Consider the following 15764-nt stretch of genomic DNA (forward strand, 5'->3'; position numbering starts at 1 on the left):
TCAGCCCTCCTTCCTGGCGGCGGCCCGGATCTTGTCCTTGGTGTCCCGATCCTGGGCCTGGCCCGTGCTCAGGGCAGCGATGAAGGCCTCCTGTGGCACTTCGACGCGACCCAGCATCTTCATGCGCTTCTTGCCGGCCTTCTGCTTCTCCAGCAGCTTGCGCTTGCGGGTGATGTCGCCCCCGTAGCACTTGGCCAGCACGTCCTTGCGCAAGGCGCTGATGGTCTCCCGGGCGATGATCCGGGACCCTATGGCCGCCTGGATGGGGATCTCGAACTGCTGGCGCGGAATCAGCTTGCGCAGCTTCTTGGTCATCATCACCCCGTAGGCATAGGCTTTGTCCTTGTGGACGATAGCCGAGAAGGCATCGATCTTCTCCCCCTGGATAAGAATGTCCACCTTGACCAAGTCAGCGGACTGGGTCCCGTCGGGCTGGTAGTCCAGGCTGGCGTAGCCCTTGGTCCGGCTCTTCAGCTGATCGAAGAAGTCGAAGACGATCTCAGCCAGGGGCATCCTGTAGTGCATCTCGACGCGCTCGGGGCTCAGGTACTCCATGGTCCCCATCTGTCCGCGATGGTCCTGGCAGAGCTCCATGACCGGTCCGATGAACTCCTTGGGAGTGATGATGTCGGCGCTGACCACCGGCTCAAGAATCTGACGAACCTTGCCATCGGGGAACTCGCTGGGGTTGGTCACCGTGTGCTCGCCGCCGTCCTCCATGGTCACCTGGTAGGTGACATTGGGGGCCGTGGCGATCAGGTCCATGCCGAACTCCCTGCTCAGGCGCTCGGTGACGATCTCCATGTGCAGCAGTCCCAGGAACCCGCAGCGGAAGCCGAAGCCCAGGGCCACCGAGGTCTCCGGCTCGTAAACCAGAGCGGCATCGTTGAGCTTGAGCTTGTCCAGGGCATCGCGCAGCTCAGGGAACTGGGCGTTGTCAATGGGGAAGAGCCCGGAATAGACCATGGGCTGGGGGTCCTGGTAGCCAGGCAAGGGCTCCTTGGCCGGATTGGCCTCAGTGGTGACCGTGTCACCCACCTTGGACTGGCTGACATCCTTGACGCCCGTGATCACGTAGCCGACCTCACCGGCACCAAGGGCCTTGGTGGGGGTCATGTCCGGGCTGATCACGCCCAGCTCGATAGGGTCGTGCACGGTCCCCCGGCCCATCATGCGAATCTTCTGGCGCTCCTTGAGCTCGCCGTCCACCATCCTGATGTAGGTGACGATTCCCCGGTAGGAGTCGTAGACCGAATCGAAGATCAGGGCCCGAGCCGAGGCCTTGGGGTCTCCCTTGGGAGCCGGTATCTGGTCCACGATACGATCCACCAGCTCACGGACTCCCTGGCCGGTCTTGCCTGACACTCGCAGCACATCATCCGCGGAGCAGCCGATCAGGCTGGCGATCTCTTCGGCATGCTTGTCCGGCTCAGCCGAAGGCAGGTCGATCTTGTTGAGGACGGGGATGATGGTCAGGTCATCCTCCAGGGCCATGTAGAGGTTGGAGAGGGTCTGCGCTTCGATGCCCTGGGTGGCGTCCACCAGCAGAACCGCCCCCTCGCAGGCTTCCAAGGCCCGGGAGACTTCGTAAGTGAAGTCCACATGGCCGGGGGTGTCAATCATGCCCAGGGTGTATTCGACACCGTCCTTGATCCAGGGCAGCCGAACGGCCTGGGACTTGATGGTGATGCCGCGCTCCTGCTCGATGTCCATCCTGTCCAGGAACCGGTCGTGCATCTCGCGCTTGGGCACGATCCCGCTCAACTGTAGGATCCGGTCGGCCACCGTGGATTTGCCGTGATCGATGTGGGCGATGATGCAGAAGTTGCGGATCAGCGATTGGTCGGTGAATCCTGGTTGGTTCATGGCGTCCTGCACCGGTCTGCTCTCCTCACGTACGTCTGGTCTAACGATTCTAGACGATGCCCTGGGCCGAAGCGCCCGCCTCTGGCGGATTCTTCTCCCGGTCGAGTGCTACTATGGTGGGTTGTCTGTACAGATACATTCATCGTTTGGAGCAACATTGGCAAACATCAAGTCGCAGAAGAAGCGGGTCATCACCAACGAAAAGGCGCACCTGCGCAACAAGGAGGTCAAGAGCGCGATCAAGACCTCCGTGCGTTCCGTGCGCAAGGCCGTAGATGCAGGTGACAAGGAGGCCGCTCAGGCTGCCTACCAAGTGGCTGCCCGTCGTCTGGACAAGGCCGCAGGCAAGGGTGTGATCCACCGCAACCAGGCTGCCAACCGCAAATCCGGTCTGGCCAGCGCCGTTAACGCCCTCTGAGTCGGATGCCCCATGGGGGCCGGTGATCCAAGCGCTTGGATCACCGGCCCTTTTTGGTATCCGACTCCCCTGCTGGGTCCTCGTCGGTGTGCTTGATGGTGACGCTGATGTTCGACCGGCCACGCATCAGATGACGGATAGCCCTGGCCAGCTGGGCATCGCTGAGCGGCAGCCGAGCCAAGCGGCGATCAACCGCCCCAGGCACCAGGATGTCGAATTTCACCGAGATGATGCGCAGGACGACCACCAGGGCCACAATGGCCAGGTCCAAGGCCATGTCGACCCGAACCGGATAGAACCCGTGCTGTTGGGCGCGCGTGGAGGCCAATGTCAGCAGACAGCCGATCAGGGAAGGCAGGGCATACCAGTGCTGGTCCTGAATGACCGCAGGCACCTGGTTGAGAAGGATATCTCGCAGCAGGCCCCCGACCAGGGCCGTGGCCATGCCCATGAAGATGGCCGTCATGCCCCCGGTTCCGCTCATCAGCGCCTTGGAGGTCCCGTTGACCGCGAAGGATCCCAAAGCCATGGCATCGGTGACCAGCATAGACCAGGTCATCCTGCTGATTTCAGGATGGGCGACAGCCACTACCAGGCCCGAAGCCAGCGTGACAATGACCGAGCCCTTGTCGGTGATGCCGCTAGGCGGCACCTGGCCCAGCAGAACATCGCGGACCACACCGCCTCCCAGAGCGCTGATCCAGGAGACGAGCAGGATGGCGATGATGTCGTAGCCCTTGCGCACAGCAGCCAGGCCACCCGAAAGTCCGCAGCTGAAGATGCCAAGGTACTCGATGACCATGAAGATCAGATTCCCCTCCAAGGCGGTCTTCATCCCCTGCTTCTCCTCCCGGAATCGTCTCGCACTCAAGTCTGTTCATAGATTAGCCAACCCCGTAGTTGAACAGGCCGGTCATGTGCCCAAGGCCACAAATATGAATGAAAGCGGCTCAGGGCGAGTACCGCCCGAAGCCGCCTTCGTTGTGAGACCTGTCAGACAGGAATGAGGTCAGCGCTCAGCAGACCTTCCACATCCAGTCGTGCGGGTCTTCGATCTCGCCCAGCTGGATGCCCAAGAGCTCGTTGCGCAGGTCCATGGTGACCTTGCCTGAACCGCCGTCCGCCACCTGAACGTCGAAGTTCTCGGACTTGAAACGCCCGATGGGAGTGATGATGGCGGCGGTTCCGCAGGCGAACACCTCGGTGACCTCGCCCGAACGGATATCGTCCAGCAGCGTATCCAGACGGATCATGGTCTCCACCACATCCCTACCGTGGTCCTGAGCCAAAGCGATCAGGGAGTTGCGGGTGACGCCCGGCAGAATGGTTCCGGTCAGGCTAGGGGTCTCCAAGTGCCCGTCCTTGTGGACGGTGAACATGTTCATGCCGCCCAGCTCCTCCAGGTAGGTCTTGGTGGCAGCATCGACGAAGCAAACCTGCTCGCAGCCATGCTCGGCCCCACGGTTCTCGCCAAGCAGGGAGGCCGCATAGTTGCCGCCGCACTTGGCGAATCCGGTGCCACCGGGGCCGGTGCGGAACCACTTGTCCTCCACCCAGATGCTGACCGGCTTGACGCCGCCGGCGAAGTAGGGTCCCGAGGGCGACGCGATGACGCAATAGTCCACCGCATGCGGGGCGCGCACGCCCAGGAAGGGCTCAGATGCGAACATGTAAGGACGCATATAGAGCGTGTACTCGCGCCGCTTGGGCACCCAGGCAGCGTCACGACGAACCAGGGCTGCGACCGACCCTAGGAAGTCCTTCGGATCAAGCGGGGGCAGGGCCAGGCGCTTGGCTGAGTTGTAGAAGCGCTGAGCATTGGCATCGGGACGGAAGAGCCAGATGGAGCCGTCTTCATGGTAGTAGGCCTTGAGTCCCTCAAAGGCCTCCTGGGCGTAGTGAAGCACCGAGGCTCCCGGATCCAGACTGAGCGGTCCATAGGGCTCAACCCTGCGATCCTTCCAGCCGTCATCCGAAGTCCATGCCATATGGGTCATGTTGTCTGAGAAGAGCTGACCGAATGCAGGCTTGTCGATCAGCCGGGCACGCTCCTCGTCAGAGGCGGGATGATCGTTGGGAATGACCTTGAAAGCGTCCGCCAACTCATTGAGTGCCTTCGGGTCATGATGTGATTGCTCTGCCATTATCTACCACTTCTTCTTGCTACTGTATTTGGTTGCTCGGGTGCGATGCTTGTGGCGATGCCCGGTACCCGAACTATCGCATAGGCAGGCCTTGACCTGTTCAGCGGATTTCGCATAGTGACCGACTTAGACAAAAAGGCCACAGGATCGTGATGATCCCATGGCCTTCGCAGATCGAACCTCCGGGTTCACTCGCTCTGGTCGTCGGCCTCCGGAGCAGCTTCCGCATCGGTCTGTTCGGTTTCCTCGGCGGGGGTCTCCAGGCTCTCCTCCTTGGGGATCTCGACAGAGACGATGGAGTCCTCCATGTCGTCGATGATCAACTCGGAGCCCTCGGGCAGCTTGATGTCCTTGGCCAGAATCTTGTCGCCCTCGGACAGGCCTTCGACACTGATATCGATGCGCTCGGGCAGGTTGGACACATCGGCCCGGACCTGCAGGTTCTGGGTGTCGATCAGGGCCACGGCAGCACCCTTGGTCTCGCCGCTGACGAAGACAGGCACTTCCACGGTGACCTTCTCTCCGGCGCGAACCTCATAGAAGTCGATGTGCTCCACCTGGCGCTTGACCGGGTTGCGCTGCACATCCTTGACCACGGCCGTCTTGGTCTGCCCGCCAAAGCTAATGGAGAAGAGAGCGTTGGCACGACGCAGGGCCAGCGTGGTCTCGCGCATGGGCAGCTTGATGTAGTCTGGCTGGGCGCCGCCAGCGTATATGGTGGCGGGGATCTGCTGGGCCACGCGCATGCGGCGTGCCGCCCCCTTGCCGAATTGGTCGCGGACTTCGCCCTCGAGCTTAATGGTGTTAGCCATGCTGGCTTCCTTTCTTGAGTGGTACCTACAAGACCGACCTGGGCCGGTCCTGGCGCATCGCCGCGTCGGATTCCGGACCGCCCAAAAGGAAAGGCCGCCGATGATCCAGCCGAGTCGATAACGGAGACCGTGAAGGCCTCCCTCGCCAAAGCAACGTGCCTACTTTAGCACCGGGACCGTCCTTCTCCAAGTAGGCGGCTATTCTGGACATATCCCGCGATTATTGAAGGAGACAACGTGTCGTTACTAGCATCGGTCAAATCTTTTGTGGCACACCAGGTGGGTCATGGGGAGGGACCGACTGGCGAGGAGAATGCAGATCCGTCACAGGGCGCGCCCCGGACCGCCGAGGAGTCTCTCGCTCTGCCCAACACGCATTTCTGGTCGGCCGACTACGCGACCACCACGCGCATGGATCCGACATCCGGTCTGCTATCGGCCACTACTGCCGGCATGGGACCGGTGCCTGACGAGATGACTGTCTACGACATCTACGCCGACCGAGCCCGTCGCACCCCAGACCAGCCGGTCCTGCACTTCATGGAGAACGGGAGCTGGACTTACCGTACCGGCCGAGAGATTCTGCATGACATCAGGACCACCGCCAAGGGCTTCATGCACTACGGGCTACAGAAGGGCGATGCAGTCGCCTTCATGTGCAGGACCAGCTACGAGTGGGACATCGTGGACGCCGCCGTACTATCCATCGGCGGGGTCATCGCCACCATCTACGACACCGATTCAGCTGAGCAGATACGATTCATCGTCAACAACTCCGATGCCAGGCTGCTGGTGGTGCAGACCAGCGAGATGCGGGCCAAGGCCGAGGGAGCAGACAAGGAGTGCCCAACCCTGGAGCGCATCGCCTGTCTGGAATCCGGGGCTCTGCAGGAGCTTCAGGCTTACGGAGAATCGGTCAGCGATGCCGAGCTCGACGAGCGGATCAACTCCATTCGCAAGACCGACCTCTGCTCCATCGTTTACACCTCCGGTTCCACAGCAGCGCCCAAGGGCGTGGAGATGACTCATGAGCATTATTGTCAACTGGCCAGAAACCTGAACGCCTTCATCCCCAATCTGACCCATGACCCAAATGGATCCATCCTGCTCTTCCTGCCCCAGGCCCACACCTTTGCTCGGGCTATCAGCTACGGGGTCGTGTACGGGACTATGCACGTATACATCTCCTCCGGACTGGCCACTCTGCTGTCCGACCTGCAGGAGTCCAAGCCTACGGTCATCATCGGCGTGCCCAGGGTATTCGAAAAGGTCTACAACGCCGCTTCCCAGAAGGCTGGTCACGGCATCAAGGGCAGAATCTTCAACGGTGCCGCCAAAGCAGCACGCACCTACATGGAGGACATCTCCCGTCAGGGCTGGCCGACCAGGCGCAGCGCCCTGCGGCGTGCTCTCTACGACCCGCTGGTGTACTCTTCTCTGCGTCAGGTCCTGGGCGGGAGGGCCAAGTGGATCGTCTCCGGAGGCGCTCCCCTGGACCCGGAGCTGCTGGGGTTCTTCCGCGGCTCCAATGTTCCGGTCTATGAGGGCTACGGTCTGACCGAGACTACCGCACCCTGCGCATTCAACCCTCTTGGTACCCCCTACCACAGAGGCTCAGTGGGCATCCCCTTCCCGGGATTCACTATCCGCATCGCCTCAGACGGCGAGGTGCAGATCAAGGGAATCTGCGTATTCCACCGGTACCACAAGAACGATGAGGCTACCCGTGATTCCTTCACCGAGGACGGCTGGTACGCCACAGGCGACCTGGGACGGCTATCCCGTGACGGATTCCTCTTCCTGACCGGGCGCAAGAAGGACCTGATCATCACGGCTGGCGGCAAGAACGTCTCCCCAAGGCCCATTGAGGAGGTCATCGAGCGTTCCGAGATCGTCTCCCAGGCCCTGGTTCTGGGTGACAAGCGCCCCTTCATTTCGGCTCTGGTCACCCTCAACGAGTCCGCCCTGCGACCCTGGCTGGCCTCCAAGGGGCTGGATCGCAACATGTCCCTGCAGGAGGCGGCGCAGAACGCCGTGGTACGGGCCGAGGTCCAGGAATATGTGGACCGGGCCAACGAGGGCGTCTCCCGGGCCGAGTCGGTGCGCAAATTCATCATTCTGCCCGAGGAGTTCACCCAGGACAATGGGCTGATGACACCTTCCATGAAGGTGATCCGGCCCAAGGTCATCGAGCGCTACGCCGACCTGCTGAATACTCGAATGTACACGGCCAAGCGCACACCGACACCTCGCCGCTGAGCAAGATCAGAACCCCAGGCGCTCCAGCTGCCTGGGGTCGGTCTGCCAGTTGCGAGCCACTTTGACGTGCAGATCCAACCGGACCTTGCGGCCCATGGTCCGGTTGACGGCGGTGCGCAGCTTCTTCTTCACCCGCACCAGATGTTCAGCCCCGCGCCCGATGACGATAGGTTTTTGGGAGTCGCGCTCTACATAAATGCTTATATGAATCGTGTCCTGCCCGCCCTCTGGATCCGGGTCGATGGACTCCACGCGAACAGCCAGGGAGTGCGGCAGCTCGTCATCAAGCTCCTCCAGGTAGGCTCCTCGGACCATTTCGGCGATCATATCCTCGGGACGCTCCTCAGTCAGCTGGTCGTCAGGGTAGAGCTGAGGGCCCTCAGGCATAGCGTCGATCAGCACCTGTGCCACCTCGTCCACGTTGTCGGACTCCAAGGCACTGACCGGAACGATCTGCGAGAAATCAGCAAAGGCGCTGATCTCCAGGAGCTTGTCCACCAGCCGGCCCTTGTTCAGCTGGTCAATCTTGGTCACTACGGCAATAAGCGGCCTCCGCCAAAGCCACTTGCCATCCTTGTCCTTGAGGGCGAATTCGGAGCGCAGTCGGCTAAGAATGCGACGATCGCCTGGGCCGATGGCCTGGTCGGCCGGCAGCAAAAAGGCAATGGCATCCACGTCCGACAGGGAGGATTCCACCACGTCGTTGAGCCGCTGACCCAACAGGGTACGCGGACGGTGAATGCCTGGCGTATCCACCAGGACCACCTGAGCCTCGGGACGGGTCATGATTCCTCGGATGGCCTTGCGGGTAGTCTCCGGCCTTGAGGAAGCAATGGCAATGGGCCTGCCCACCAGAGCGTTCATGAGCGTGGACTTGCCCACATTGGGTCGGCCCACTACCGCCACGAACCCCGATCGATGGACCGGCGCCTTGGCCCCGCTCTGTTCTTCCTCGGTCATGAATTCTCCTGACTGTCCTGCACGGGTTGATCCCCGTCGGCTTTCTCGCCTTCTTGCTCCGCACCGTCCTCCAGAGCGATGCTGGATCCATTGGCTGGCTCTACCACAATAGTGGCAATCTTCTTGCGGCGGCCCACGGCTTCGCCAGCGGTCAGCCTGATTCCGCGCGTCACCGCCGATGAGCCAGAGACGGGCACTGAGCCAAGCAGCTTGGTCAGCAGACCATAGACCGTATCCACATCATCCTCGTCAATGGTGATCTCGTAGAGCTCCTCCAAGTCGGCAATGGGCGTGCGGACCGGCAGCTGCCAGGTGTGCGTACCGATCTGCTTGGGTTCATCATGCTGGACCCGGTCGTGCTCATCCTCCAGCTCGCCCACAATCTGCTCAATGGCATCTTCAATGGTGACCAGGCCAGCGATGCCTCCATACTCGTCCACAACCACGGCCAAGTGGTGGCGGGAGCGCTGCATGTAGTGAAAGAGATCGTCCACTGGCTTGGATTCTGGAACCAGAACAGGCCGACGGATAATGGAAGCGACTGATCTGTCGCCTCTGTGGTTGAAGGCTATGGCACGGACAACATCCTTCAAGTAGACGATGCCAACCAGATCATCCACGTCGTCCCCAATGGCGGGAATGCGGGAGAATCCCGATCTAGAGAAGAGCTTCAGGGCCGAATCCAGACTGGCGTCCTTGGAGATGCAGATCATGTCGGTGCGGGGAACCATGATTTCGCGTGTCAGCGTGGTCGACAGGGTCAACACGTTCTTCAGCATCTCAGAGATCTCGGGATCGAAAGCGCCGGCCTCCACCAGTTGATCGACCATGGCTCGACCCTGCTCGATCTGGATCTTCTCCAGCTCCTCGTCGTCGGAAAGGTCGCCGCGATGGTTTTTGCGGGAACGGGCTTCAGCCTGCCGCCGACGCTTGAAAGGTGTAAGGAGAACAGCCAGCCCGACCAGGCGAACGTGCTTGAGCAATGCTTCCATGGGCTGACGTGAACGGCCACGAGGACCCAGGGTGACGGAGACCGCAGCCACCAGGATGGCCATGGCGACCCCGCACAGCAGCTGCTCCCAGAGAAATAGACCGCCAAGAGCAGCCATGCAGGCCACCAGGACGCCGACCATGATGTCGCAGATGATGCGCACAAAGGCGCAGGCACTTCCCGTCACTTGCCGCTGGGAGATCAGACTCTGGGCTCGATGAATCCGATCGATCCGCTTCATTCTGGAGAACTGGCTGAGCTCCTGGTCGGTCTGCAGACCCAAAATCAAATTGTTGAGACTGGATCGGGTCACACGATTGAGCGCCCCTTGAGCCTCGGCCAGTGCAAGGGAGAGAACGACCAAAGCGATGGCGACTAGAGCCAAAACCACTATTGCGGCAATTGCCTGCTCACTCATGGGATCCGCCTTTCTGGTGGGCATCACGACCGAACCGCTCATAGATCTCCAGAGCATTGACGGCCCCGGCCGGCAGACCGGCATCCGCGATGGGTCCCTGACGCAAAGCGAGGAAGGTCAGCAGCAGCTGACGTTGCAGACCGAACATCTGCGCCTCCTGCTCCTTGCCGACGTGGTCATACCCCAGCAAGTGCAGCGTCCCATGGATGGCGAGCAGCAGCATCTCTTCCATGGTGGAATGGCCTGCCGCCAGGGCCTGTTGAGCCGCCACCCAGGGACAGATGACTATATCCCCTAGGATGCCCTCCTGCCGATGGTCCTCGTCGCCTGGGCGCAGCTCGTCCATGGGAAAGCTCATGACATCGGTTGGGCCCGCCAGGTTCATCCAGCGCTCGTGCAGCACCGCCATGGGCTCGGGATCGTTGAAGAGGATTGTCATGTCGGACTGGGTGCTCACACGCATCTGATCCAGTACCCATACCCCCAGGTCGGAGAAGGTCTTGGCGTCAATCAGCCACTGGGTCTCGTTGGTCACTTCTACGCTCATGCCTGCCCCCGTCCCCGGCTGCGGGCCTGATCGGAGCGGTCGTAGGCCCGGACAATCTGCCCGACCAGCCTATTGCGTACCACGTCAGCCGCCTGTAGATGTACGAAGGCGATATCGTCGATGCCATGCAGAATCTCTTCTATGGTGGCCAGACCCGATGCGGGTCCGCCCAGATCCACCTGGGTGACATCGCCGGTGATGACCATTTTGGTGTTGAAGCCCAAGCGGGTCAGGAACATCTTCATCTGCCTGCGAGTGGTGTTCTGGGCCTCATCCAGAATGACGAAGGCATCGTTCAGCGTGCGCCCGCGCATATAAGCAAGCGGGGCCACTTCGATAGTCTCATCGGCCAGTAGACGATGAAGACGCGTGGCCCCCAGCATATCGGCAAGGGCATCGTAGAGGGGTCGCAGGTAGGGATCAACCTTCTCATTAAGCGTGCCAGGCAGGAATCCCAGGCTCTCCCCTGCCTCCACGGCCGGCCTGGTCAGAATTATGCGCCCGGTGCGCCCAGCCCGGAATTCCTGAACGGCCTTGGCTACCGCAAGATAGGTCTTGCCGGTGCCGGCTGGGCCGATGCCGAAAGTGATGGTATGCGTTTCGATGGCGGCCACGTAGGCTGACTGGCCAGCGGTCTTGGGCCTGATCGGACCCTTGGCGGCCTGGGTCAAGGGACGGCGACGAACTGCAGAGCTTGCTATCTTACGGGACTGGTCGGCATCTTCAAGGGGGCTGCCCCCCTCCGGTTCTGCAATATCTGCCCTCCGATAATTGCGGTCTACGTGAGTATGGTCTGTCGTATTGCGGTCCCGGATTTTGCAGTCTGCAAAGGTTTGATCTGCGGTATTGCTGTCTGTAATTTTCTGCTCTTCTGCCGAATCGGCATCGGCGGACTCCACCGGATGTGAACCATTGTTAGCGTCTGCGGTCCCTAGACGGCGGTGGTCCAGTATTCGCCCCACCTGATCGGCATCCACAGGGACTTGGTCGGCGGTCTGCATGAGTTCTGACAGCAGGTCCCTGATCTGTGCCGCCTGGACATCGCCCTGCCGATCCTGGGCCCGCAGCATGATCCGGTTGCCCCGAACCAGAATGGACACGGCCGGAAAGGCACGCTCGATCCTGTCGATGACTGCATCCTCCGGCCCCAGCACCTGAACCGGGTCGATCCCCTCCGGAATCTCCAAGGTTCGCGTAGTTACCGCCACGGATTCCCTTCCTGCACGATGACGATGGTGAATGCGGGCCTCACTCGGGAAGCACCTGTCCGGTCAGAACGTGGGCGTGGACGTGGAAGACCGACTGGCCGGCATCCTCTCCCGTATTGAAGATCAACCGGTAGGCTCCATGGAAGTCCTGGTCGGCGATTCGCTGCGCCACCTGGACTATGCGGGCCAGGGTATCGGGATCCGCCTTGGCCAGTTCGGCCACCGATCCGTAGTGGTGGCGCGGGACGATCAGGACGTGGACGGCTGCCTTGGGGTTGGCATCCTTGAAAGCGTAGACGGTCTCATCCTCATAGACTTTTTCGCTGGGAACCTCTCCCGCCACGATTCTGCAGAAAATGCAGTCCTCCTGTCGATCGTCATCGCTCATAGCCACTCCTTACCGTTTGCTGACAATGCTGTTTTCCATTTTATGGTCGAGGACGTATATTGCGATCTACTTCATGCGCTGGGCTCAGGGGCTTCTGAATGCCAGCGGCCCATCATATCCGCCAGCAGAGTCAGGGCCACAGGTCCAGCCAGAGCCGCCCTGAGTATGTTGCCTCCCAGCCTTACCGGCAGGGCCCCCTGCCTCATCATGGCCTGGACCTCCTGATCGGCAATCCCACCCTCGGGACCCACAACCACAGCAACTGACGAGCCATCTGGCAGCTCGCCAACACGTTTACGGACCGCATCCCACCCAAGGTCGGCATCCTGGTGCAGAACCAGCACTAGATTTCCCTGATTGGTTGCCATCCGGCACCAAGCGGCTAGACCATGGCTGTCTACCTTGCCCAGTAGTCGAGGACGGTAGGCCCTCCGGCTTTGCTCAGTGGCTGCGTCCAAGGTGGCCTGCCAGTGGCGGTCGTTGCGACCAGTCCGCCATTTGGCAATGGATCGAGCAGCCTGCCAGGGCATGACCTGATCGACCCCGATCTGGGTGGCCATGTCGATGGCCTGCTCGTCCCTGCCGCCCTTGGCCAGAGCCTGAACAAGAACCAGTCCCTTCTCTGGAAGTGCCTGGCGGCCCACAGCGATGACCTCCACCAAACCGGTCGAAGCATCCCTGACCAAGGCACTGATCCGCAGTCCGTTTCCGTCCGAAAGATCCAGCTGATCCCCGTTCTGCAGCCTCATGGAGCCCAGAGCGTGGCGACGAATATGCTCGGGCAGGGTCAGACGCCAGCCAGTGTGAAGCTCGTCGCTGGCCAGTGGGGAATCATCGTGGTCGGGATCCAGCAGAAAGAGGGGTGCAGTCATGGTGACAGGCTACAGCCCGCTGCCGAAAAGCGCTCTCCCACGACGACACGCACCCCCCAATCGCCCAGTGCGCGATGCCGCCTGAGATGCTATGATTGTCTGCGTTGCGATTACGCACCTGTCCGGGTGGCGGAATGGTAGACGCGCTAGCTTGAGGTGCTAGTGCCTATATATATACAGGCGTACGGGTTCAACTCCCGTTCCGGACACTCAGCTTCTCATCAATGGGGCCACCTCGATTCTCATGTTTCGTATTTATTGAAAATTAGCGTTGAATATTTCATCCACGGATTCATGTATGGCTCGTGCCGTTGCTTTTTTGATTAATGCAACTGATGAGTACAGCTCATTTTGACTTATTATCAGTGTTCTTGAGTGAAAATCACACATGCCCGGTTTTCGGTTGCGCCGCCTATGCTGTTGACAGAACACGGGTCCCTCAAAGGCCCAAGAACCAGAAGAAGGAGCTACAGGCGTGCTCAGAGTGAGAATCGACTCCATCGAGGACGACAGAATCGAGGCCTTCACCAGGCTGACAGAGCCACAGCTGCGCAATCGTCTGGAACCCGCCAAGGGCCTGTTCATCGCCGAATCCCCCAAGGTTATCGCCCGTGCTCTGGATGCTGGGGTAGAACCTATCTCTTTCCTGGTGGAGGAACCATGGCTGGAGGGAATGCGTTCCATGTTCGATCAGGTGGACGCAACCTTCGGACCTAACGTCCCCGTCTATGTGGCCAGCCCTGCACAGCTCAAAACGATCACTGGCTACCGGCTCCATCGAGGCGCGCTGGCCGCCATGAGACGCTGGCCTCTGCCCACTGTTGAGCAGATTTGCCGATCAGCAAAGCGAGTAGCCGTCATGGAGAATATTGTTGATCACACCAACATCGGTGCCCTGATGCGTTCAGCTGCCGCCCTGCAGGTGGATGCCATCCTAGTCACGCCATCCTGCTCTGATCCTCTGTACCGCAGAGCTGCAAGAGTCTCCATGGGCACGGTCTTTCAGGTTCCATGGACCAGGATCGGCGGCGATGATATCCACGCCTGGCCCGACCAGGGCATGCGCCAACTGCAGGATCTGGGCTTCACGACGGCGGCTATGGCCCTGAACCGGGATGCCATCAGCCTGGATGAGCTGGCGGAGCGTCTAGGTCCCGGACCCAACCGGATCGATCGTCTGGCTCTGATATTCGGTACGGAAGGTGATGGACTGAGTCACAGGACCATCGCCAGTGCGAACCTCACTGTACGCATTCCCATGAGCCACGACGTAGACAGCCTGAACGTGGCCGCGTCAAGCGCTGTAGCCTTCTATGCGACCAGACCCAAGCGCGCTGGCTGAACCTTGCCAGAGCTGGTCCAGCCAGTTATTTGAACAAGCCAGTCAACCGATCAAGCCAGGAACTGAGTCCTCTGCTCAGCAGCAGAGTCCTGCGGCCCTCCGTCGCTTCATTCCATGGCCGAGTACTTAATATCGGGCAATCAATTAACATCAGGCAATCTTCAGCATCAGGAAACCACGGAAAGTCGGACGATACCGAGGCAATCAGCTCTCTTGGGAGACGGCCTGCGGATCCTCATGAATGTAGTCGTCCGGGTCGATGGTCCCCCGCCAGCGGCCGATGGCCTTGAGACCGTGGTACATAACCAGCGTAGCCACAGAGCCAATGGCGATACCGTTGAAGCTGACCCCGGCCACCGCGAAGGTGAAGTCAGCGATGCCCACGATCATGACGACGGCGCCCACGGTCATGTTGACGGACTTGCCGAAGTCCACCTTGTTCTCCACCCAGATGCGGATGCCCAGCATGCCGATCATGCCATAGAGCATGGTGGTGACCCCGCCCAGAACGCCAGTGGGAATGGTATTGATGATGGCCCCGAACTTGGGGCAGAGGGAGAGCAGGAAGGCGAAGATTGCAGCACACCAATAGGCGGCCGTGGAGTAGACCTTGGTGGCGGCCATAACGCCTATGTTCTCAGCATAGGTGGTAGTGCCCGAGCCTCCGCCCAAACCGGCCAGAGTGGTACCCAGCCCGTCGGCCATCAGGGCTGTGCCGATCTGATCGTCATAATCGCGGCCGGTCATCAGAGCCACCGACTTGACATGTCCGATGTTCTCCGCCACCAGGACCAGCACCACGGGGATGAACATGGCCAGGACGGAGGGGTCGGCCTGAGGAGTCTGGAAGTGAGGCAGACCGAACCAGGCGGCCTTTTCCACAGCCGCGAAGTCGACCTGACCCTGTGTGACCGCGAAGCAATACCCGACGATGACGCCCAAGAGAATGTTGAGTCGGCCAATCAGTCCCTTGAAGAGGACTGCTATCAGCATGACGGCCACCAGGGTTACCAAGGCGGTCAGCGGAGCGGATTTGAAATTCTTCCAGGCCGAAGGGGCCAAATTGAAGCCGATGATGGCCACGATGGCGCCATTGACCACAGGGGGCATAATCATATCGATCCAGCGCGAACCGGCAAAGTGGACGATCAGGCCGATCAGGAAGAGCAGAGCGCCGGTGACCATGATCCCGAAGGAGGCCACAGCCAGACCCTTGTGAGCGGTGGTCACCGCCAGGACCGGCGCTATAAAACCAAAGGAGCTGCCCAGGTAGGAGGGCAGGCGATTGCGGTTGATCAGCAGGAAGAGGGCCGTAGACATGGCCGTGAAGAAGAGGGTTGTAGAGGGGTCGAATCCGGTCAGAATAGGAACCAGGAAGGTGGAGCCGAACATGGCGATGACATGCTGGGCGCCGATGCCAGCCGTACGTGGCCATGTGAGTCGCTCATCGGGTTCCACCACTTCGCCCGGAGCCAATGTCTTCCCGTCTCCGTGCAGTTTCCAGCCCATGGACAATGCCATTTCACTGTGCTTTCTCTC

General features: G+C 60.6%; 14 protein-coding genes and 1 tRNA gene. 4 read left to right on the top strand and 11 right to left on the bottom strand.

Features of this window, described 5'->3' with window-relative positions:
* Nucleotides 1–1866: a translation elongation factor 4 gene (lepA, locus tag ACUIAD_RS06845; protein WP_445343141.1), complete on the bottom strand. Its 1866-nt coding sequence runs from the start codon at nucleotides 1864–1866 to the stop codon at nucleotides 1–3.
* A 157-nt stretch (nucleotides 1867–2023) separates the two neighbouring features.
* On the opposite strand from lepA, the gene rpsT reads away from it, so the two are divergent.
* On the top strand, nucleotides 2024–2284 hold the full coding sequence (rpsT, locus tag ACUIAD_RS06850) for a 30S ribosomal protein S20 (protein ID WP_110452135.1): 261 nt from the start codon (nucleotides 2024–2026) through the stop codon (nucleotides 2282–2284).
* Nucleotides 2285–2324: 40 nt separating this feature from the next.
* Here the strand turns inward: rpsT and ACUIAD_RS06855 are convergent, their stop codons facing one another.
* From ACUIAD_RS06855 to ACUIAD_RS06865, 3 genes are all read right to left on the bottom strand, one after another.
* A complete protein-coding gene (locus tag ACUIAD_RS06855) occupies nucleotides 2325–3119 on the bottom strand; it encodes a trimeric intracellular cation channel family protein (RefSeq protein WP_445343822.1) in 795 nt (264 codons plus the stop codon).
* Nucleotides 3120–3300: 181 nt separating this feature from the next.
* A complete protein-coding gene (locus ACUIAD_RS06860) occupies nucleotides 3301–4428 on the bottom strand; it encodes a branched-chain amino acid aminotransferase (RefSeq protein WP_110452137.1) in 1128 nt (375 codons plus the stop codon).
* A gap of 188 nt (nucleotides 4429–4616) precedes the next feature.
* Nucleotides 4617–5240 (bottom strand): 50S ribosomal protein L25/general stress protein Ctc, encoded by a 624-nt coding sequence (locus ACUIAD_RS06865; protein ID WP_110452138.1) that lies wholly within the window; start codon nucleotides 5238–5240, stop codon nucleotides 4617–4619.
* 267 nt (nucleotides 5241–5507) lie between these two features.
* Between ACUIAD_RS06865 and ACUIAD_RS06870 the strand changes: the two genes are divergently transcribed.
* Nucleotides 5508–7499 carry an AMP-dependent synthetase/ligase gene (locus ACUIAD_RS06870; RefSeq protein WP_375315000.1) on the top strand — a complete coding sequence of 664 codons (1992 nt, stop codon included), beginning with the start codon at nucleotides 5508–5510 and terminating at the stop codon, nucleotides 7497–7499.
* A gap of 6 nt (nucleotides 7500–7505) precedes the next feature.
* Here the strand turns inward: ACUIAD_RS06870 and era are convergent, their stop codons facing one another.
* From era to ACUIAD_RS06900, 6 genes are all read right to left on the bottom strand, one after another.
* Entirely contained in the window at nucleotides 7506–8459 is a 954-nt protein-coding gene (gene era / locus ACUIAD_RS06875; RefSeq protein WP_445343142.1) for a GTPase Era, read from the bottom strand.
* Entirely contained in the window at nucleotides 8456–9868 is a 1413-nt protein-coding gene (locus ACUIAD_RS06880) for a hemolysin family protein (protein WP_445343143.1), read from the bottom strand. Before ACUIAD_RS06880 ends, era begins: the two co-directional genes overlap by 4 nt.
* Nucleotides 9861–10415 carry an rRNA maturation RNase YbeY gene (ybeY, locus tag ACUIAD_RS06885; protein WP_110452142.1) on the bottom strand — a complete coding sequence of 185 codons (555 nt, stop codon included), beginning with the start codon at nucleotides 10413–10415 and terminating at the stop codon, nucleotides 9861–9863. The genes ACUIAD_RS06880 and ybeY overlap by 8 nt, the downstream gene beginning before the upstream one ends.
* The gene (locus ACUIAD_RS06890) at nucleotides 10412–11623 is read right to left on the bottom strand and encodes a PhoH family protein (RefSeq protein WP_445343144.1); all 1212 of its coding nucleotides are present in this window, start codon (nucleotides 11621–11623) and stop codon (nucleotides 10412–10414) included. Before ACUIAD_RS06890 ends, ybeY begins: the two co-directional genes overlap by 4 nt.
* A gap of 40 nt (nucleotides 11624–11663) precedes the next feature.
* The gene (locus tag ACUIAD_RS06895) at nucleotides 11664–12011 is read right to left on the bottom strand and encodes a histidine triad nucleotide-binding protein (protein ID WP_110452144.1); all 348 of its coding nucleotides are present in this window, start codon (nucleotides 12009–12011) and stop codon (nucleotides 11664–11666) included.
* 71 nt (nucleotides 12012–12082) lie between these two features.
* Entirely contained in the window at nucleotides 12083–12883 is an 801-nt protein-coding gene (locus ACUIAD_RS06900) for a 16S rRNA (uracil(1498)-N(3))-methyltransferase (protein ID WP_445343145.1), read from the bottom strand.
* Nucleotides 12884–13003: 120 nt separating this feature from the next.
* On the opposite strand from ACUIAD_RS06900, the gene ACUIAD_RS06905 reads away from it, so the two are divergent.
* Both ACUIAD_RS06905 and ACUIAD_RS06910 read left to right on the top strand, forming a co-directional pair.
* A tRNA-Leu gene (locus ACUIAD_RS06905) sits at nucleotides 13004–13092 on the top strand.
* Between the two features lie 266 nt (nucleotides 13093–13358).
* On the top strand, nucleotides 13359–14225 hold the full coding sequence (locus ACUIAD_RS06910; RefSeq protein WP_445343146.1) for a TrmH family RNA methyltransferase: 867 nt from the start codon (nucleotides 13359–13361) through the stop codon (nucleotides 14223–14225).
* A 204-nt stretch (nucleotides 14226–14429) separates the two neighbouring features.
* On the opposite strand, the gene ACUIAD_RS06915 is transcribed toward ACUIAD_RS06910, so the two are convergent.
* Nucleotides 14430–15746: a uracil-xanthine permease family protein gene (locus ACUIAD_RS06915; RefSeq protein WP_110452147.1), complete on the bottom strand. Its 1317-nt coding sequence runs from the start codon at nucleotides 15744–15746 to the stop codon at nucleotides 14430–14432.
* Nucleotides 15747–15764 lie beyond the last annotated feature (18 nt).

Source organism: Bifidobacterium sp. ESL0819 (genome assembly GCF_052606245.1).